Genomic DNA, 18,882 nt, shown 5'->3' with positions numbered 1-18,882 from the left:
TAGAAGCACCGCTGACCTCAACCTATGTGAAGTTCACCCATGAGTTGGAGCGCAACGTGGAGGAAAGCTCCACAACTATCGCGCAAACAGTGTCGGCCTGCGATGTGCCCAAGGCATAGCCTTCTCGAGGTCACCCGCCAACGCGAGGAGTGTCGCCTCGTCTCCGTAGGCACCGATGAACTGAATCCCGATCGGCCAGCCTTCGGCCGAGGTACCGAGCGGCAACGAGATGGCAGGATTGCCAGTCGCGTTCGAGATTGCGGTGAACGATCCGAACTCGAATATCTTGTCCGCCCAACCTTGTGCGTCCAATGCATCGTCGTCTGCGTCGAGATGCCCCAACGCAGTATTCGGCGAGCTGGTCGTCGGCGTCAAGATCACGTCATAGGACCCCAGGAACCGCGCATATTCGCGTCGGACGGTGTTGAACACGTTCTCCACCGCAAAAACGTCCCGCGCACCGAGTTTCGCGCCGTATTCGGCACACGCGAGAGTGGTCGCTTCGAGGTGATCCGTGCCGGGAGTGAATCCCAGTTGTTCACCCGCACCTGCCACAGCCTGCGCAAGAAAACTGCACCACGCATCGAGGTTCGCACGATTGAACATCTCCATGTCGATCGATGGCGCCGCGCACTCGACGAGGTGACCCATCGCTTCCAGTTGTGCGGCAACGACCTTCACCGACCGTACACACTGCTGATCGACCGGCCGTCGTGGATCACCGGAATCCACGGAGACGGCAACTCGAAGCTGTTTCGATCCCCGTGCAGCACTCTCCGCGAACGAGTCGACCTCACTCGGAAACAGATACTTGTCGCCCGGCTCCGTCCCCGCGACTGCGTCGAACAACGAAGCGCAGTCACGCACGGTTCTGGTGACCGCAAACTCGATTCCCATGCCCAGCAGTGGATCCGAGTAGTCGGGGCCAGGGCTTACTCGTCCGCGACTCGGCTTGAGTCCGACGAGTCCGCACGCCGCCGCTGGAATGCGAATGGAACCTCCGCCGTCGTTCGCGTGAGCCATCGGAAGTGCGCCTGCCGCAACAAGAGCCGCGGATCCGCCACTGGATCCTCCGGGGCTGCGGGTGGTATCCCAGGGATTGCGCGTCGGCTTGCCGTAGGCCTTTGCCTCCGTTGTCGCGTTGAATCCCATCTCGGGTGACGTCGTCACCGCGATGGTTGCAAGACCGGCCCGCCGAAAGCGCGCCATCAAATGACTGTCGTACGGATACGTGACGCCGTCTCCGAACAACCTGCTGCCGTTGCGCTGCGGGACACCGGCAGCGTGAATGATCAGATCTTTGATCGCGAATGGCACTCCGGAAAATGGCCCGTCGGCGTTGTAGTCCAAGGGGTCGAATCGGTCACCGACCACTGCTGCGAGTTCACCGTCCACCTGATCCAGCGCAGTTGCTGCCGCAGACTGCACCTGAGAGGCGCTCACCTGCCCACTTGCAATCAGTGAGGCAAGCTCAGTCGCATCGCAGGCTGCGTAATCCGAAACATCCATCGTCGTGCTCCAAGTGCTCGAGGTCCAGTGATGGAGGAGAACCTAGGAGCAGGTGCGCTCGGACGAGTCCGTCGATCAGGGGATGCGGAGACAGCTGACTCGTGCTGTGACCCAAGGCATAATTCAGGGATGGCTGATCCGACCTCGAGACGCTTGGCTGCCGCGCTGAGGCTGCGTGACGCCTTACCCGTGATGGATCCGGCGCGCGCCCTCTTCGAATTGCAGGAAGCAGTGCCGTACCACCACGCCGGACTGTCGCGGTGGGATCCGTCCGAACGTACCCACCGGACAGTCGCGAGCCTGGGATACCCGGCGGCATCCCTCGACGTCGTCAACACTCAAATGGCAGCGCATCCCGTCTTCGAACAGCTTCAGGCGCAGCGGCTGCCGATCGTTCTGCACGACGTCGACGATCACCTACGGACCGGAGCTCTGTTCGATACCGTCATCGCACCGTTCTACAGCGACGGCATCAGCCAGTGTCTGTTCGCGGGCGACGGTCGCTATCTAGGAATGTTCAACGCGAGTACAACACCAGGGCATTATCTCGACGATCAATCGAAAGTGACGATCGCTCTGCTCGCAGCGTCGTTGGCCGCTGCCCTCGACCCATACGAGCCCAGCCGGAAGGCGTTGCCCGATTCACGGCCGACAGCTCTGATCGCTCCGGACGGCACCGTCGTCGACGGCTCTCGCGAACTGCCGATAGCGGTGCGGAACGCCGGCGCCGAAAGTGCCCGAACGGGTGCCCCCGCCACTTACCTGTCACTCGACGGGACTTCGGTGATTCGTCTCGAGGTAACGCCGACCCGCGGGGGCCTCGCCGTCGTCAAATGGCATTCGATCGAGCCACCGATGGGATTGACTCGACGCGAACTGGAAATACTCGCACTGATACCGACCGGGGATTCGAACACGGCCATCGGAGCGCGCCTGGGGATCGGAGCAGCAACGATTGCTACACATGTCGAACGCGTGATTCGGAAAGTAGGCGTCCCCAATCGAACCGCCGCGGCAGCACTGGCGACCCGATGGGGATTGCTCGCTAACTGATTCCCAGCTGTTCACGCAGTTGGACGACGCGGAGCACGATGACTCCCAACGTCACCACAGTGACGGCACCAAAAGCGATCCAGCCGATCCGCACTGCTTTCACGCGGTTCTCACCGGCGCCCAACCACTGTGGGGCGTACAGGAATGCAGCGGCCGTTGCGGCACCTGCCACCAGACCTCCAGCGTGACCCCAGAACGAGATCCCGGGCAGCGAAATGCTGATGATCACATTGATCGCGATCACCGAGATGATCGGGACCGGGCTTCGACGCAAACGCAATAGAAGGACGGCCTGTGCGCCCATGATGCCGAAGATCGCTCCCGACGCCCCAGCAGTCCAGGACAGGGCCGTGAGCGAAGAGAACACCGGCTGGAACGCCATCACCGAGGCTGAACCGCCGAGGAGCGAAACCAGGTAGATGCCGATGTACCTCGAGCGGCCCATCACGATTTCGGTGTCGCGGCCCAGGATGTAGAGGGCGTACATGTTGACCGCGAGGTGCAAGATGCCGAAGTGCAGGAACCCGGAGCCGATGAGCCGGAACCAGTCACCGCTGGCGACCAGACCCGGATTGAGTGCCCAGTTCGCGAAGATCGACGAGCCGACCTGATTGTTCATGATGCTTCGCGACTGCGCGAAGGTCGCGAGGAACGCCAGGACGTTGAGCCCCATCAAGGTGTACGTCACGACCGGGACCGCGCGGGTGGGGCTCACGGTGTTTCCGGCGACGCCCCGAACGGGACGGACATCGCGTTGACCGGCAGCTACACAGTCGACACATTGGTATCCCACCGCCGCCTCGCGAAGGCAATCCGGGCACGCCGGGCGTCCACAACGATTGCAGGAAAGTGCGGTAGGTCGATCTGGATGGCGGACGCACCGCGGTTGGGGCGGGATGCCCTCACTCGCACCGCCGCCCCAACCGGGGTTCGTCATCTGCTTGTTTTACCTGTTCAGGAGATGGTGATGCTGTTGATCACGACGGGCTCGACCGGACGATCGCCACGATCGACGGCGGTCGAAGAGATAGCGTCGACAACCTTCTTGGAATCGTCGTCGAGAACCTCACCGAAGATGGTGTGGCGACGGTTCAGATGCGGCGTCGGGCCGGTGGTGATGAAGAACTGCGAGCCGTTGGTTCCCGGGCCTGCGTTGGCCATGGCCAGCAGGTAGGAACGGTCGAACTGCAGTTCCGGGTGGAACTCGTCGCCGAACTTGTAGCCCGGGCCGCCGGTGCCCGTTCCGGTGGGGTCGCCACCCTGGATCATGAAGCCGTCGATGACGCGGTGGAAGATGGCACCGTCGTAGAACGGGCCGGTCTTGGTGCCGGCGGCGTTTGCGGTGGTGTACTCCTTCGAGCCGTCGGCGAGGCCGACGAAGTTCTCGACGGTCTTCGGCGCATGGTTGCCGAACAGAGCGATCTTGATGTCGCCGCGGTTCGTGTGCAGCGTTGCGGTTGCGGTCTGATGAGTTGAAGTCACACCACCATCGTGCCATTGCCGGCGTTCTCGCGGATGTCGCCCCGCAAAAGTCTCCCTGTCCTCGCCCCACTGTTATGGCACAGTGAAGTCATGACACGAGTGACCGAGTCCCTCAGCACGCAGTTGCCCGACACCTTCGATCACGCGCGCGCCCGCGTCGAGGACACCTTCGACGAGACTGCCGCCTACCTCGAAGAGACAGCGGCTCGCATCAAGGAGTCCGAGGCAGCCGACAACGCTCGCCGTATCGCCGCGGTGGTCGCGACGTCGGTCGCTCGCGGCGCTGGGCAGGTCGGGTTGTTCCTGGGTCGTCAGGGCAAAGTCCTCGCCAAGAAGGGCGTCGAGCGCGCCAAGGCCATCCCGGCAAAGTCCGCGGAACGCACCGAGAAGCCTCGCGGCCGCAAGCGCGTCACGGTGTTCGTCATCGCCGGTGTTGCGGTGATCGGCGGTGCGGTGTTCTTCAAGAGCCGCCGACGCGAGCATCCGCCGGTCGCTTCCGCACCCCCTCGCCTCGAGGAGAACTCGGCGGAGAAGACCGCGTAGTCGACATACAAAAGCCCCGGAACAGATTATGTTCCGGGGCTTTTCGATGCCTGGAGGTCAGCAGTTGGACGGTGCCGGGACGTTGTTGAAGCGATCGATCATGTACCCGACGGATTCGGGGGTACCCACCAGATACGGCGTCGCGTGATTGATTGCCAGTCCCGGAATGATCGGGGGCAGTTCGTTGACGGAGAACTGCACCGTCGCACCCTTGCCGCACCAGTCACGAGCCAGTTGCTGTCCCTGGCCGAACGGAACGATGTCATCTGAGCGGCCGTGCTGGATCAACACGGGCGACTCCGGCGTCAGCTTGCCGATCTTCTGTTCGTCGAGGATCGCCTGCGCCATGGGTAGGCGGGCCAGAACTGCGGAGAGCGATTCACCGGAATTGGTGAAGCTCGACGACTGCTGGAAGCCGAACTGCAGACCACTTTCGGCGACGCACTGGTTCTTGGTGGCGGCCAACATCTGTCGGCCACGATCGTTGATCTCGGCGTCGAGCAACGGCTGGACCTCGGGGTACTGCGCGACGATGCCGTTGAGCGCGTAGCCGATCACTCCGGTGAGGAACGTGCCGTCGACCTGCTGCAGCGTCGCCGCCAGATCAGCGGGCGGTGCGCCTGCGTATGTGCCCTTGAGATCAAGTTCGGGAGCGTACGACGGCTTCAATTCCGTTGCCGCAGCGGCAGCTCCACCGCCTTGCGAGTAACCCCACAGTCCGACGGGTCCGTCGGCGGGAATGCTCGTGTTCGGGAGTTTCTGAGCGGCGCGCACCGAGTCCAGAACGGCGTGCGCTTCGGCTTCACGGTTGACGTAGGTGTGATCGCCCGGAGTTCCGAGACCCTCGTAGTCGGTGACGACGACGGCAATGCCGTTGAGCAGCAACGTGTTCACCCAGATGGACTCGTAACCGACCATGACGTCCGTCGGGAACTGATACTCGATACCGGTGTTGAACAGCTTGGACGGTGCGCACTGATCGCCCTGTCCATGCGTTCCCACCGCTGCGGCAACCAGTGGACGCGCCCCCTGCCCGGTCCACGGATTCGACGGTTCGAGATAGGTGCCCGTCACGGCAACGGGAGCACCCTTGGCGTCCTCGCTTCGGTACATGATCTTGGTGGCGGTTGCCGGCCACGGACCGTTCGATCCGGGCACGCTCAGCAGCAGTGGTGACGGCTCACTCTTGATGAGATCTCCGTTGGCACCTGCCGGAATCTCGGACGGCGGTGTGTAGAAATCCGCCGGTTCAGCCATTGCGGCGGGGGCCGTCACAGCACCCATGACCAGTGCCGCGACGGAGACCCCGGCCGCCCACCATGCTCTGCTCTTCACGTTTCGATCTCCCCACGCTCGCTTGCGCTGTGGCTTGGCACACAGCGAACGCAGAGTAACACATACCTCACGTAACACTTTTCCGTGAGGTTTTCGCCTTAACAGGCTGAATTACAACCGTTTACGGCTACTTCGTGGGCTCCAAATTGGAGGTCAGCAGCGAACGAAGCTTGTCGGTATCAACCGAGGTCCACGCCTCGGGGTGCAGGATCTTGGCCCACATGTCCGCCGCATCCTCGCCGTAATTATGACCGTGCCCGGACGGGACGTCAGCCGAGAAGACCATGTCGAGGGTTACCTGCCAGAAGGTCACGAGAGGCACCCACGTCATTCCCGGATCCACGTCGCGACCCAGCGGTTCCTTGAGCCAATCCGGCTTGTTGAGCAGCAGGTCGAAGGACCACCATGTGATCGGGTCGCTGGCATGCTGCCAGTACACGATCCGGTCGTCGTCCCAGTCGGACTTCAGCTCCAGATCCTCCGGATCACCGGCAAACCGAATTGCCTGGCCGCCGTCGATCACCGGCAGGATCTCCGGTGAGCCCGAGTCACGACTGTCCGTGATTTCCTGCCATTGAGCAGTGAAGTTGGGGGTTCCGACCCACAGTGCGCCGTCGACGCGCGTCATCATGTCCTGAGCGCCGGCAAATGCGGCCTGGCCACCGTAAGAGCCGAGGCTCTCACCGAAGACGACCAGCTCGGGTCGCGTCTCCACGGGCAGGTCGATCCACTTGGCGTACACCGCGTTGAACAGTGCGCGACCGGCAATCATCGGTGTCTCGCGGTCGGCGATGAAGGCCAACGGACTCGGAAGGAACGAATACTGCATCGACGCGATCGCCGTGTCCCCGCCCTCGACGTACTCGAACGCCGACGCGACGTCCTCGTTCACCCAACCGCGGCCGGTGGTCGTCACGACTGCGAGGGTTCCGCGGTCGAATCCGCCGGTGCGCTCCAACTCGTCGACGACCCGCTGTGCGACACCGTTGATCGAGTCCGAGGATTCACGTCCGGCGTACACCCGGATCGGTTGCTTCGCTTCACGTCCGGTCAGCGCAGAAATCTCGGCTGCGGTGGGACCACTGCCCATGAAGGTGCGACCCTCCTGGCCGAGCGAATCCCAGGCTTCGGCAGACATCGGTGAACCACTCCGCTCAGCGATCAAGGGTTGTTCGATGCCATCCGGTGTTTCGTGATCGGCACCGGAGAAACTCCAGTTCGCGAAGGCGATCAGCCCGTTATACAGCGCGCCGTTCACGATGAAGATGCCGAGAGCGAAGATGACGATCAAGCTGCCGACCTTCGCCGCCTCGAGGGGAACGAACCGAAGTGCGACTGTGGTGAGCTTGTTGGTGGTGAATCGAAGACCTCGACCGGCCTCGAGCAGGATGAACCAGATACCGAGCGAAATAATCAGCACCAGAAGGTAATTCGCCTGATTGGTGCGGGGAACCTCGACCAGATCACGAACGATCTGCTGCCACCACGAACCGAGGACCAAAAACGTCGGAACAAGGATGACGGCCGCGACCAACAGGATTCGCCAGCCGATCTTCTTGGTGCGATTCGACCACTGCGGCTCCACTCCGCACTTGCGGATCATCCAGGCAACCGTCACGCCGACGCCGTATCCCATCGCGAGCGAGATGCCCGTCGCAACGCCCTGCAGGTACCACGCGCGCGGCAACAGGGACGGACTCATCGACCAGGTGAAGAAGACCAGAGCAAAGGCAAGCCCGACCGGGTGCAGCGTCTTGCAATAGAGGCGCAGCCGTTCCCACACACGTTTCATGCCGGAATCGTATGCGCCCCGTGACCGAATCAGGTCACGAGGCGCACACGCGTCCAGCCTGTTTACGGAGCGAAGCGCAAAATCGCGGCAACTGCGCCGCCGCCCGGAATGTCCTCCGCACGTACAGCGAGCACCCGAGCGCCCGTCAAAAGCGAACGACGAGCGATCTCGTCGACGACACCGTAGGTGCTTCCGTTGGTCGACTCACCGGTCGTGAGAGCGCCCGTCTGGGGATCGAGACTTCCGGGTACGACGGAATCGATGTCGATGAAAACGGTATCGACCTGTCCGTACGTCGCGGCTGTTGCCACGTCGGCGACGTCCGTCTGAGTGCGCCCCTGTTCCGTGCGCACATTGAAGGTCTCACGCACCGCCGCCAACTGCTCGGCGTGGAAATCGTCGAGCGCCGGCCGCGAACCGTCCGCCACTTCCTGCGTCGACAAGGCTTCCGGGTTTCCCTCGACGGTTTTGTCGACCAGGTGGCGGTACGAATTCACGGAGCGATACACCGACGCGATGGGTTCGGCAGCAGCCAGGATCAAGGGGACGTCACGGCCCGCGAGGACACCGCGGACCTCGTGATCGACTGCACGGGCGTACTGATTGACGCGCAACTTTCGGCTGTCCGACCCCGACAACCGACCCGCCTCGGTACGGCTGTTGATCGACGACTTGCCCGCGTGATCCGCAGCATTCTTCGGCATTCCCTGAACACGAACCTCGTCGGCCGGCTGATCGGCAGCGATCTCGATCAGTCGCACCGAACCCTCTGCCAGAGCGAGAACAAACGCCGTCTGGGGGAACGTCACCGAACGGAGCAGTGGCTTGAGATGGAACCGATCGCTGACCGTTTCGAGCGCCTGCAGACGGTTGGGGAGGCGGAAGGTCACCAGACGCTCCGGCGTCGCGTACGTGACCAATGAGCGCGACTGGAAGCGCCAGAAATCGTCGTCATCGTCGAGCTCTGCGTATTCGGCCTCGAACTGCTTGCGCTCGGCGGGATCCTCCACCGATGCGAGTGCCGAGCGGACCTGGTCCTTGAAGGCTATGCGGGCTTTGTCGTAATCCTGCGGCGCATCTTCAGTCGGAGTCACGATGGTGATGCAGGTGGGCCCTTCCACCTCCGCGAGTGCGGCAATTTCACCGTGGCTGGGAATGTCGTTGTGAAGCACTACGAACCTCCTGAAATTGGGTTCTCCTCACGCTACGCCCGGCTGGTTATGACCACTAGACTTTCCGGAGAATTCGGGACGAACGGGCCATCGTGGGCGCGGTTCTGGCCACCCCACTCCGAGCGAACGGCACGTTCATCGCCTTCAGTGCGCCGAAAGTACCGTTCGCTCAAAAGGGGAGGGCCACGAGTCGGGCACCGACTGGCCGGACATCGGCATACAAAAACACCCTCCCGGATACCGGGAGGGTGTTTTCTTACTGTGGAGCCTAGGAGATTCGAACTCCTGACATCTGCCTTGCAAAGGCAGCGCTCTACCAACTGAGCTAAGGCCCCGTTCGGTTTTCTGACCGGAGTCAGAGTACCTAGGTTCTATCCTGTTTCCAAATCATGCCAAACCTTGTCTCCGCGCTGACTTTTGATCAGCTTGGTGACCCCGAGAGCTACCAGAATTCCGGCCCCGACAAGCAGGAAAACCTTCATTCCAGCAACCCTTCTTCGGCACATGGGAGTGGGCCTAGGAGGACTTGAACCTCCGACCTCTTCATTATCAGTAAAGCGCTCTAACCACCTGAGCTATAGGCCCCTGAACCGATTCCAAAGATTACCCCACCGGGCCGCTGACACCAAAACGGGCCCGGCGGAGCAATGTTTTCGCAGGTCAGTCGCGGTCGGCGAGAGTTACCTCTACGCCGCCAACCAGGTCGCTGCAGAGGTTGTAGATGAACGATCCGATCGTGACGAGTGCCGTGAAAAGCACCATGTTCGCGATGCCGATCAGCGCGGCGTAGCCGAATACCTGGCCCGCCGTCACCAGACCGTCGGAGCCGCCGTCGGCAACGATGTCGGTGAACGCGTTGTTCAGGCGATCCCAGACGCCCATACCGTCGAGGACGACGTAGAGCAGTCCGACGGCCACCATCCACACGAAGAACAGCGACACCGAGATCACGGACGTGATCTTGAGCGTGGACCACGGGTCGATGCGACGGATCTGAACCGTTGCGCGCAGCGGCGCACCGTCGACGACCGAAGCCGATACGGCGTGAGTTTTCTCACCCTTCACTGCAGCAGGCAACGGATGCTTGGCCTCGGAGAGGTCAGGCATGTCCTTCGGCAGATCCTTGCGATCGATGTGCCGAGTGGGCCCGTCGATCGCGGCAGCTTTTGCTTTCGGATTTGCGACGGTGGGATTTGCAGCCTTCGGATTTGCGCCCGGGGGTGCAACTGCCTTGGCTGCGGCGGTCGGTGCGTTGCTCTTGGCTGCTGCCGCACCAGCGACGCCACCGGTAGCTGCGGCCGCCGCCGTTCCCGTCACGACGGGACGGGACGAAGGGTTGCCGGCAGGGCGACCTGCCTGTGCACCCGTAGAACGACCCGCCTGAGGCTGTCCCTTCGGTGCGGGAGATTTGGCCGGGCCACCCTGTGCAGGGCCGGCCGCTGCAGGACGCTGCGGACCGGCAGGTGGCTTACCCCCGGCAGGACCTGCCGGTCGACCCGCAGAAGCACCAGCTGGTCGCGTGATGTTGGTCTGCGGCTGACTTTGCGGAGCCTGATTCTGCGGTGGCTGAGCCTTCGACGCCGGGGCCTTCGACGCCGGATTCTGAGCAGCCGGATTCTGAGCAGCCGGATTCTGAGCAGCCGGATTCTGAGCAGCCGGATTCTGAGCTGGCTTCCCCTGCGGCTGACCTGACGGCTGGGGTCCGCGCTGCCACGGCGGTGCCTGGCTGCCACGAGCCTGATTGGCAACCGGTTGCGGCGGAGCCTGACCGTCACCCTTCGCCGGGGTTACCGGCGCAGCCGGAGCCACAGAAGGAGCGGAAGGAGCCTGACCCTTGGCCGCACCCGCAGCGTCGGAACCTCCACCTGCCGGCTTCTGAGCCGACGGGCCACGAGGCGGCTCAGGTGCCTTGGGCGCCGGAGCTGCCTCGGAAGCTTTGGGTCCGCCGTCCGCTGGAGCTGCAGGTTTCGAGGTCTGCGGCCCCGCCGGAGCAGCTGCCTGCTCCGGCTTCGGTGGCGTCGAACCTGAAGGGCTTTCGCTCTTCTGGTCACTGCCCGGCTGGTTGGGAGTGCTCACTAGGACTCCTTAGCTCCATCGGCATTGTCTGCGTTGTCGGTGGTCTCTGCAGCGAGCTCTTCGGGCTCGTCGGCGTTGCGCGCAATCGCGAGCAGTGTGTCGCCTTCGCCGAGGTTCATCAGACGCACGCCCTTGGTCTGGCGGCCCGCCTTACGAACCTGCTTGGCAGCCGTCCTGATGACGCCGCCGCCCGAGGTGATCGCGTACAGCTCGTCGTCGTCGTCGACGATGAGCGCACCGACCAGAGTGCCACGTTTCTTGTCGTACTGAATCGTGAGCACGCCCTTGCCGCCTCGACCCTGCACCGGGTAGTCCTCCATGCCGGTTCGCTTGGAGTAACCGCCCGAGGTGGCGACCAGGAGGAACGTGCCTTCACGAACGACGTTGAGCGAGAGCAGCTCGTCGTCACCGTTGAAACGCATGCCCTGGACACCGGAAGTGGCGCGGCCCATCGGACGCAGTGCCTCGTCGGTGGCCGAGAAGCGGATCGACTGGCCCTGTGCCGAGACGAGAAGCAGGTCGTCGTCGGCGGAGCAGAGAACAGCGCCGACCAGTTCGTCTTCACCGCGCAGGTTGATGGCGACGATGCCACCGCTGCGGTTGGAGTCGAAGTCGGTGAGCTTGGACTTCTTGACCAGACCGTTGCGAGTGGCGAGCACCAGGTATGGCGCGTCTTCGTACGTCTTGATCTGGATGACGGACTGGATGCGCTCGTCCGGTTGGAAGGCCAGCAGGTTCGCCACGTGCTGACCGCGAGCAGTACGGCTCGCCTCGGGCAGTTCGTAAGCCTTGGCGCGGTAGACGCGGCCCTTCGTGGTGAAGAACAGCAGCCAGTCGTGCGTCGAGGTGACGAAGAAGTGCGAGACGATGTCGTCCTGCTTGAGGCCGGCGCCCTGAACACCCTTGCCGCCGCGCTTCTGCGAACGGTAGAGGTCGGTCTTGGTGCGCTTGGCATAGCCGGTCTCGGTGATCGTGACGACGACGTCTTCGCGGGCGATCAGATCCTCGTCGTTGACGTCTCCGTCGGCGGCAATGATGCGGGTACGACGGTCGTCGCCGTACTTGTCGACGATTTCCTTGAGCTCGTCACGAACGATCGCGCGCTGACGCTCCGGGCGAGCCAGAATGTCTTCGAGGTCCGCGATTTCGAGTTCGATCTCGGCCAATTCGTCGACGATCTTCTGACGCTCGAGGGCGGCCAGACGACGCAACTGCATGCCGAGGATGGCGTCGGCCTGGATCTCGTCGACGTCGAGCAGTTCCATCAATCCGGCGCGAGCGATGTCGACGGTCTGCGACGCACGGATCAAGGCGATGACCTCGTCCAGAGCGTCGAGCGCCTTGACCAGACCGCGCAGGATGTGGGCGCGCTCCTGTGCCTTGCGAAGCAGGTACCTGGTACGACGAACGATGACCTCGAGCTGATGCGTCGTGTACAGACGGATCATCTGGTCGAGGCGCAGCGTGCGCGGCACTCCGTCGACGATGGAGAGCATGTTGCAGCCGAAGCTGGTCTGCAGCTGGGTGTGCTTGTAAAGGTTGTTCAGCACGACCTTGGCAACGGCGTCACGCTTGACGGTGACGACGATGCGCATGCCGACGCGGTCCGAGGACTCGTCGTGGATGTCGGAGATGCCACCGATCTTGGCGTCACGAACCTGCTCCGCGATGGAAGTGATCAGGTTGTCCGGGTTGACCTGGTAGGGCAGCTCGGTGATGACGATCGTGGTGCGGCCCTTGGCATCTTCTTCGATCTCGACGACGCCGCGCATACGAACGGAGCCGCGGCCGGTGGTGTAGGCGTCCTGGATGCCCTGTCCACCGACGATGAGCCCGTGCGTCGGGAAGTCGGGTCCCTTGATGCGCTCCATGACGGCAGCGAGGGTGGCTTCCTCGTCCGCCTCGAAGTTCTCGAGCGCCCAGTAGATGGCCTCGGCAACTTCACGCAGATTGTGCGGCGGAATGTTGGTGGCCATACCGACGGCGATGCCGTTGGAACCGTTGATCAGAAGGTTCGGGATGCGGCTGGGCAGAACCGTCGGTTCCTGAGTCTTGCCGTCGTAGTTCGGGGTGAAATCGACTGTCTCGTGGTCGATTTCGCGCAGCATTTCCATCGCGAGCGGCGTGAGCCTGCACTCGGTGTAACGCATGGCGGCTGCGCCGTCGTTGCCGCGGGAGCCGAAGTTTCCCTGACCGTCGACGAGCGGGTAACGCAGCGACCACGGCTGGGCCATACGGACCAACGTGTCGTAGATCGAGGAGTCGCCGTGGGGGTGGTAGTTACCCATGGTCTCGGCGACCGGTCGGGCAGACTTCACGTATCCGCGGTCGGGGCGATATCCGTTGTCGTACATCGCGTAGAGCACGCGGCGGTGCACCGGCTTGAGTCCATCGCGAACATCCGGCAGAGCGCGACCGACGATGACGCTCATGGCGTAGTCGATGTAGCTGTTCTGCATTTCCTGCTGGATGTCGACCGGTTCGATCCGGTCGTGTTGCGGACCGTCCGGTGGCAACGTGGTGTCGGTCATGAGCTCACTTTCTTAAGAAGAACGAAGGGGCGAGGGCGCCTTGTGTGCGGAAAAGGAGTCCGAGGACTCCTCAACCGCGCACAGGGCCGCAGGCCCTACACGTCGAGGAAACGAACGTCCCGGGCATTGCGGGTGATGAAGCTGCGTCGTGCTTCGACGTCTTCGCCCATCAGCACGCTGAACAGCTCGTCGGCAGCAGCCGCGTCGTCGAGCGTGACGAGACGCAGAACGCGCACCGTCGGGTCCATCGTGGTTTCCCACAGCTCCTTGGCGTTCATCTCGCCGAGGCCTTTGTAGCGCTGGATGCCGTCGTCCTTGTTGATCTTCTTGCCGGACTCGAGGCCGGCCTTGACCATCGCGTCGCGCTCGCGGTCGGAATACGCGAATTCCGGCTGCGCACCCTTCTGCCATTTGAGTTTGTACAGCGGCGGCTGCGCGAGGTAGACCTTGCCGTGCTCGACGAGCGGCCGCATGAAGCGGAACAGCAGCGTGAGCAGCAGCGTTGCGATGTGCTGACCGTCGACGTCGGCGTCGGCCATGAGCACGATCTTGTGATAGCGCAGCTTGGCGATGTCGAACTCGTCGTGGATGCCCGTGCCGAACGCGGTGATGATCGACTGGACTTCGGTGTTCTTGAGGACGCGATCGATACGCGCCTTCTCGACGTTGATGATCTTTCCGCGAAGCGGGAGGATCGCCTGGTACATCGAGTCTCGGCCGGACTTGGCGGAGCCGCCTGCGGAGTCGCCCTCCACGATGTAGATCTCGGACTTCTCCGGATCGTTGGAGCGGCAGTCGGCGAGCTTGCCGGGCAGGCCACCGAGGTCGGTCGCGCTCTTACGACGGACCAGCTCACGTGCCTTACGTGCGGCAACGCGGGCCTGTGCCGACGAAACAGCCTTGTTCACAATGGTTTTCGCGTCGGCGGGGTTCGCCTCGAACCAGTGCGCGAGGTGCTCGTTGCACGCCTTCTGGACGAAGGACTTGACCTCGGTGTTGCCGAGCTTGGTCTTGGTCTGACCCTCGAACTGGGGCTCACCGACCTTCACCGAGATGATGGCCGCGAGTCCTTCACGGATGTCGTCACCGGTGAGCTTGGGATCCTTGTCCTTGAGCAGCTTCTTTTCGAGCGCGTACTTGTTGACCGTTGCGGTCAGTGCGGCGCGGAAGCCCTCTTCGTGGGTACCACCCTCGTGGGTGTTGATGGTGTTGGCGAAGGTGTGGACGGACTCCGAGTAACCGGAGTTCCACTGCATTGCGACCTCGAGCTCGTGGCCGGTGCCCTTGGCGGTGAATCCGACGACCGAGTTGTGGATCGGGGTCTTGCTCTTGTTGATGTGCCGGACGTAGTCCTCGAGTCCACCGGGGTAGTGGTAGATGCGGGTCTTGGACTTACGCGGCGCTGCCTGAGCAGCTTCTTCGGCTTCTTCGGCAGCAGACTTGGGAGCCTCGGCTACCTCGGCAGCTTCGTCGTCGATGACCTCGGCGCGCTCGTCGGTCAGCGTGATGGTCAGGCCCTTGTTGAGGAAGGCCATTTCCTGCAGACGACGCGCAACGGTCTCGAAGTTGTAGCGGGTGGTCTCGAAGATCTCGGGATCGGCCCAGAAACTGACGGTGGTGCCGGTCTCCTTCGTCGGATCGCCCTGTACGAGCTCTCCCGGCTTGGAATCGGTGTACGTCTGCTGCCACCGGTAGCCGTCGACCTTGATGTCGACGTCGAGCCGGGTGGAGAGCGCGTTGACCACCGAGATACCGACGCCGTGCAGACCACCGGAGACGGCGTAGGAGTCGGAGTCGAACTTGCCGCCGGCGTGCAGCTGGGTCAGCACGACCTCGACGGTGGGAACTCCGGAGGCATGCATGCCGACCGGGATGCCACGGCCGTCGTCGATGACGCGGATTCCGCCGTCTTCGAGGAGAGTGACCTCGACCTTGGTGGCGTGTCCGGCCATCGCCTCGTCGACCGAGTTGTCGACGACCTCCCAAATGAGGTGGTGCAGGCCGCGTTCACCGGTGGAACCGATGTACATGCCTGGACGCTTACGTACCGCCTCGAGTCCTTCGAGGACAGTGATGGACGACGCGTTGTAGTCCTTGCTGGAAGTGCTTGTATCTGACTTCTGGGCAGCCACGGGTGGGTAGCTCTCCTTCTCCGTCAATACTCGAGCGCAGCCGTCAGCAAGCCCTTGCGGGTGTCGTCGGAGCGGGTTCGAGAATGTTGCCGCTAGTTACCGTTGACCATCTTACTGGTAAGCACCGACTAGAAGCGGCCAATGACACCCCTGGCTGCGCCGCAGACGAATTTTTACGATCCCCGGAAGGTGAAACGCTAGGAAGTTTGCTTCTCCAAGCGACGCTCTCTCAGGCTCGCGATAAATGCCCGCGCATGTTCGGCAACCTCGCCGGGATGTGAAAACGGCGACCAGTGTCCCGCGGGAATTTCACGTCGCTGCAGGTCGGAGACCCATTTTTCGGCGTCCTCGTATCCCACCGGACGAACGGCTTTGTCGTACTTGTTCAGAATGAGCTGAACGGGCACGTCCGTGTACCGATCCCGCGGCTTGCCGAGAGACGGCCGGATGTTCGCGCGATAAAGCTTGAGTCCGTTCACCATGTCGTCGGCGATGGTGGGCGCGGTGTTGACCACACGGGGGTCCAGACCGTCGAAGAACCCCAGAAACGCCGGCCAGTGCTTGGAGAACCACAGACGCAACGGAAGGGTGCACAGGCCGGGAATCTGGAACAGAACGGTGTAGGCCGACGCAATTCCCTGCGTCGCCGGGCCGAGGAAACGACGCTTGGACGCGCTCGCCCGGACCCACTTACCGAGATGATCGAGATTCGGGCCCGAGATGGAAGAGAACGACGCGATCTTCTCTTCGGCACCCGGCTCGCAGACTGCCTCCCAGGTTTCGACGGATCCCCAGTCGTGTGCCAGAACGTGCACCGGCTTACCCGGGCTGACCGCGTCGATGACGGCAAACAGATCGCCGGCCAGTGCGCTCAGTTGGTAGTCCTGCACCCTCGAGGGGATCGTGCTCTCGCCGGCCCCGCGGCTGTCGTAGCTGACGACGCGGAATTCGTCTGCGAGCAAAGGCACGACGCGGTTCCACAATTCATGGGTGTCGGGCCAACCATGCACCAGGACGATGGTCTCACCGTCCGCTTTGCCCTGCTCGAACACGGCCAGGCTGACGGAACCGTTGGTCACCCGACGCGCGGTCACGGCATGGACAGGAGAGTGTTTGGACATTGATTGACCCTTCGGCTGTAAATCCTTCGGACTGAGAAATCTAGAGATCGAGAACGAGACGTCCACCGTCGGAACGGGATACGCAGATGAGCATCTCCGTTTCCTGCTCGGTGTCGGTCAGACGCCTTTCGCGGTGATCGGGTTTACCCGCGAGCACCTTCACACGACAGGTTCCGCAGAAACCCTGCTGACACGAGTACCCCACCCCGGGCAACGTCTTCTTGATAACGTCGAGCGCGGACTCGTCGGCGGGCACGGTGAGCACCTGACCCGAATTGACGAGCTGCACTTCGAATTCTTTGCCGTCGATCACCGGCGGAGCCCCGAACCGCTCGAAATGCAAAGCGGCAGAAGGTGTATCGCGGAATCCGCGGCGGACGGCGTCGAGCATCGGCGTCGGGCCACAGCAGTACACGGCGCCGCCGACCGGTGCTCGCCCGAGAAGGTCTGCGGTGGTGGGCAATCCGAACTCGTCGTCAGGGCGCACGAAGACACGCTCGGGATCCCAGGTTGCGATTTCGTCGAGGAACGGCATGGATTCACGGGAGCGGCCCGAGTACACGAAGTACCAGTCCATCCCCAATTCTCTTGCCGCACGGACCATTGCGATGATCGGTGTGATGCCGATACCGCCGGCAACAAACAACGCGCTGCCTTCGCCCACAAAGGGGAAGCCGTTGCGAGGTCCGCGAACAGTGACGTGCTCACCAGGTTGGAGAGCGTGCATCTCGATGGAACCGCCACCGCCATCGGGGATCCGGCGCACCGCGACGCTGTATCCCGTGCGATCAGCGGGATCGCCGCACAGCGAATACTGACGCCGCAGACCCGAAGGTAGATGGAAATCCAGGTGCGAACCCGGATGCCACGGCGGAATCGGAGAGCCGTCGGCGGATTCGAAACGCAGGCGAACGACGTTCTCGTCGGTGGCCACCACCTCACGCGTAGTGACCACCATGGTCATGGCCGTGTCGGGGTTGTGGCCCGCGATCTCGGGGTTGTAGTCGTAGGCCGTCAATACCCGAAGGTACTTGTCCGCCAACAACTCCGTGATACGCATGGCGCGGTCGGGACGATTCTTGCCGGACAGATCGGGTGGCGCCGGAAACCGCGGCAACCCGTCGTGACCGGAGATTACGTCCTTGACCCTCGAGAGTGAAATCACCGTGCGGCCGCCTGGGCTGCGGGTGACGACGCCAGGTATTGCACCGCCTGGGCGGTCGAGCCCTCTTTGCTGGGGTGGTACGACTTGCTGAAGTAGGTCGACATCCGCTTGGCCAGCTCGAACGACGTGGGAACTGTGCCTCGCTTACCCGCCGCGATGAAATCGGACAGGTGAGGGCGTCGACGGCTGGGAGCCTGAGCGGCAAGTTCGGGATCGTTGCGCATGAGGAACCTGGTGCCACGAATCCACAGCCACACCAGTACCGGCGTGACGACGATCTGCGTTCGGATGCGGCGTGTCTCGCGCTTGTCGAAGTAACGCATCACGTCGTAGGCGACGGAGCGGTGTTCGACCTCTTCGGCGCCGTGCCAGCGGAGCAGATCGAGCATGGTCGGGTGCATGCCGGCTTTGTCGAGTCCCTTGGCGTTGAGCACCCAGTCACCGAGGAAAGCCGTGATGTGTTCGATGGCCGCGATGATCGCCAAGCGCTCCACCAGGTGATTCTCGGCACGCAGTCCTGTCATCGGGCGCGGACCGAGCAGTTTCGAGAAGGTCCACTCCATCTGCTGCGTGTACGGCGTCGGATCGAGCCCGTTTTCCTTGAGATGGACCAGGACGCCCGAGTGCGCGTTGGAGTGCATCGCCTCTTGGCCGATGAATCCGACGACATCTTCACGGAGCTTCTCGTCCTCGATGAGAGGAAGAGCTTCCTTGAAGGTCTCGACAAACCATTCCTCACCGGCAGGGAGGAGAAGGTGAAGCACGTTGAGAACGTGTGTGCTGAACGGATCGCCCGGAATCCAGTGCATGGGCAGATCGGACCAGTCGAACTCGACATTGCGAGCCTGCAACAGGATGTGATCCGGCTCGGCGAACGACGAAGCGGGTGTCGATATCTTCTGCGACATCTGGCTACTCCTTCATGCCTGCCGAACGGTGGGGAACGACAGCCTTGTGACACAGTTCACTCA

The 18,882-nt window shown here is 62.7% G+C and carries 14 protein-coding genes and 2 tRNA genes; 2 read left to right on the top strand and 14 right to left on the bottom strand.

All coding sequences use genetic code 11. The annotated features are described in order from the left end of the window. Window positions 1–75: 75 nt before the first annotated feature. Window positions 76–1,509, bottom strand: a complete 1,434-nt coding sequence (locus R4P65_RS15145; RefSeq protein ID WP_317827117.1) for an amidase — start codon at window positions 1,507–1,509, stop codon at window positions 76–78. A 129-nt stretch (window positions 1,510–1,638) separates the two neighbouring features. Here R4P65_RS15145 and R4P65_RS15140 point away from each other — a divergent pair, with 129 nt between their 5' ends. Continuing rightward, window positions 1,639–2,562: a LuxR C-terminal-related transcriptional regulator gene (locus R4P65_RS15140; RefSeq protein WP_317827116.1), complete on the top strand. Its 924-nt coding sequence runs from the start codon at window positions 1,639–1,641 to the stop codon at window positions 2,560–2,562. Here R4P65_RS15140 and R4P65_RS15135 read toward each other — a convergent pair. Continuing rightward, window positions 2,555–3,499: a rhomboid family intramembrane serine protease gene (locus R4P65_RS15135; protein ID WP_065351693.1), complete on the bottom strand. Its 945-nt coding sequence runs from the start codon at window positions 3,497–3,499 to the stop codon at window positions 2,555–2,557. The genes R4P65_RS15140 and R4P65_RS15135 overlap by 8 nt on opposite strands. 17 nt (window positions 3,500–3,516) lie before the next feature. After that, window positions 3,517–4,044: a peptidylprolyl isomerase gene (locus R4P65_RS15130; RefSeq protein ID WP_007729190.1), complete on the bottom strand. Its 528-nt coding sequence runs from the start codon at window positions 4,042–4,044 to the stop codon at window positions 3,517–3,519. Window positions 4,045–4,134: 90 nt separating this feature from the next. On the opposite strand from R4P65_RS15130, the gene R4P65_RS15125 reads away from it, so the two are divergent. Continuing rightward, the gene (locus R4P65_RS15125) at window positions 4,135–4,587 is read left to right on the top strand and encodes a hypothetical protein (protein WP_206029279.1); all 453 of its coding nucleotides are present in this window, start codon (window positions 4,135–4,137) and stop codon (window positions 4,585–4,587) included. A 57-nt stretch (window positions 4,588–4,644) separates the two neighbouring features. On the opposite strand, the gene R4P65_RS15120 is transcribed toward R4P65_RS15125, so the two are convergent. The 11 genes from R4P65_RS15120 to R4P65_RS15070 form a co-directional block, all read right to left on the bottom strand. After that, complete coding sequence (locus tag R4P65_RS15120; protein ID WP_230816188.1) at window positions 4,645–5,922, bottom strand: lipase family protein; 1,278 nt, start codon at window positions 5,920–5,922, stop codon at window positions 4,645–4,647. Between the two features lie 127 nt (window positions 5,923–6,049). Next, window positions 6,050–7,714 (bottom strand): alpha/beta hydrolase, encoded by a 1,665-nt coding sequence (locus R4P65_RS15115; protein ID WP_317827114.1) that lies wholly within the window; start codon window positions 7,712–7,714, stop codon window positions 6,050–6,052. Between the two features lie 62 nt (window positions 7,715–7,776). Beyond that, a complete protein-coding gene (locus R4P65_RS15110) occupies window positions 7,777–8,886 on the bottom strand; it encodes a hypothetical protein (RefSeq protein WP_317827113.1) in 1,110 nt (369 codons plus the stop codon). Window positions 8,887–9,148: 262 nt separating this feature from the next. Continuing rightward, a tRNA-Ala gene (locus R4P65_RS15105) sits at window positions 9,149–9,221 on the bottom strand. Between the two features lie 176 nt (window positions 9,222–9,397). Further along, window positions 9,398–9,471: transfer RNA gene (locus tag R4P65_RS15100), tRNA-Ile, on the bottom strand. Window positions 9,472–9,546: 75 nt separating this feature from the next. Continuing rightward, window positions 9,547–10,962, bottom strand: coding sequence for a DUF3566 domain-containing protein (locus R4P65_RS15095; protein WP_317827112.1), 1,416 nt, complete (start codon window positions 10,960–10,962; stop codon window positions 9,547–9,549). Then, window positions 10,962–13,493, bottom strand: coding sequence for a DNA gyrase subunit A (gyrA, locus tag R4P65_RS15090; protein WP_019746215.1), 2,532 nt, complete (start codon window positions 13,491–13,493; stop codon window positions 10,962–10,964). The genes R4P65_RS15095 and gyrA overlap by 1 nt, the downstream gene beginning before the upstream one ends. Before the next feature lie 95 nt (window positions 13,494–13,588). Continuing rightward, window positions 13,589–15,625 (bottom strand): DNA topoisomerase (ATP-hydrolyzing) subunit B, encoded by a 2,037-nt coding sequence (gyrB, locus tag R4P65_RS15085; protein WP_003942515.1) that lies wholly within the window; start codon window positions 15,623–15,625, stop codon window positions 13,589–13,591. A gap of 197 nt (window positions 15,626–15,822) precedes the next feature. Then, complete coding sequence (locus R4P65_RS15080; RefSeq protein WP_317827110.1) at window positions 15,823–16,746, bottom strand: alpha/beta fold hydrolase; 924 nt, start codon at window positions 16,744–16,746, stop codon at window positions 15,823–15,825. Between the two features lie 40 nt (window positions 16,747–16,786). Continuing rightward, window positions 16,787–17,908, bottom strand: coding sequence for a PDR/VanB family oxidoreductase (locus tag R4P65_RS15075; protein WP_317827140.1), 1,122 nt, complete (start codon window positions 17,906–17,908; stop codon window positions 16,787–16,789). Beyond that, window positions 17,908–18,819, bottom strand: a complete 912-nt coding sequence (locus tag R4P65_RS15070) for a metal-dependent hydrolase (protein ID WP_003942578.1) — start codon at window positions 18,817–18,819, stop codon at window positions 17,908–17,910. Before R4P65_RS15070 ends, R4P65_RS15075 begins: the two co-directional genes overlap by 1 nt. Window positions 18,820–18,882: the final 63 nt, after the last annotated feature.

It is taken from the genome of Rhodococcus sp. IEGM 1318, assembly GCF_033142465.1.
Taxonomy (GTDB): domain Bacteria; phylum Actinomycetota; class Actinomycetes; order Mycobacteriales; family Mycobacteriaceae; genus Rhodococcus_F; species Rhodococcus_F qingshengii_B.
Note: the sequence above shows the minus strand (reverse complement) of the source record. Positions and strands in the feature narration are given on the sequence as shown.

What these genes read in the sequence shown, in the direction of transcription:
- R4P65_RS15125 (WP_206029279.1), top strand. Translation starts at nt 4,135, where the DNA reads ATGACACGAGTGACCGAGTCCCTCAGCACGCAGTTGCCCGACACCTTC.
- gyrA (WP_019746215.1), bottom strand. Translation starts at nt 13,493, where the DNA reads ATGACCGACACCACGTTGCCACCGGACGGTCCGCAACACGACCGGATC.
- R4P65_RS15135 (WP_065351693.1), bottom strand. Translation starts at nt 3,499, where the DNA reads ATGACGAACCCCGGTTGGGGCGGCGGTGCGAGTGAGGGCATCCCGCCC.
- R4P65_RS15115 (WP_317827114.1), bottom strand. Translation starts at nt 7,714, where the DNA reads ATGAAACGTGTGTGGGAACGGCTGCGCCTCTATTGCAAGACGCTGCAC.
- R4P65_RS15070 (WP_003942578.1), bottom strand. Translation starts at nt 18,819, where the DNA reads ATGTCGCAGAAGATATCGACACCCGCTTCGTCGTTCGCCGAGCCGGAT.
- R4P65_RS15145 (WP_317827117.1), bottom strand. Translation starts at nt 1,509, where the DNA reads ATGGATGTTTCGGATTACGCAGCCTGCGATGCGACTGAGCTTGCCTCA.
- R4P65_RS15140 (WP_317827116.1), top strand. Translation starts at nt 1,639, where the DNA reads ATGGCTGATCCGACCTCGAGACGCTTGGCTGCCGCGCTGAGGCTGCGT.
- R4P65_RS15080 (WP_317827110.1), bottom strand. Translation starts at nt 16,746, where the DNA reads ATGTCCAAACACTCTCCTGTCCATGCCGTGACCGCGCGTCGGGTGACC.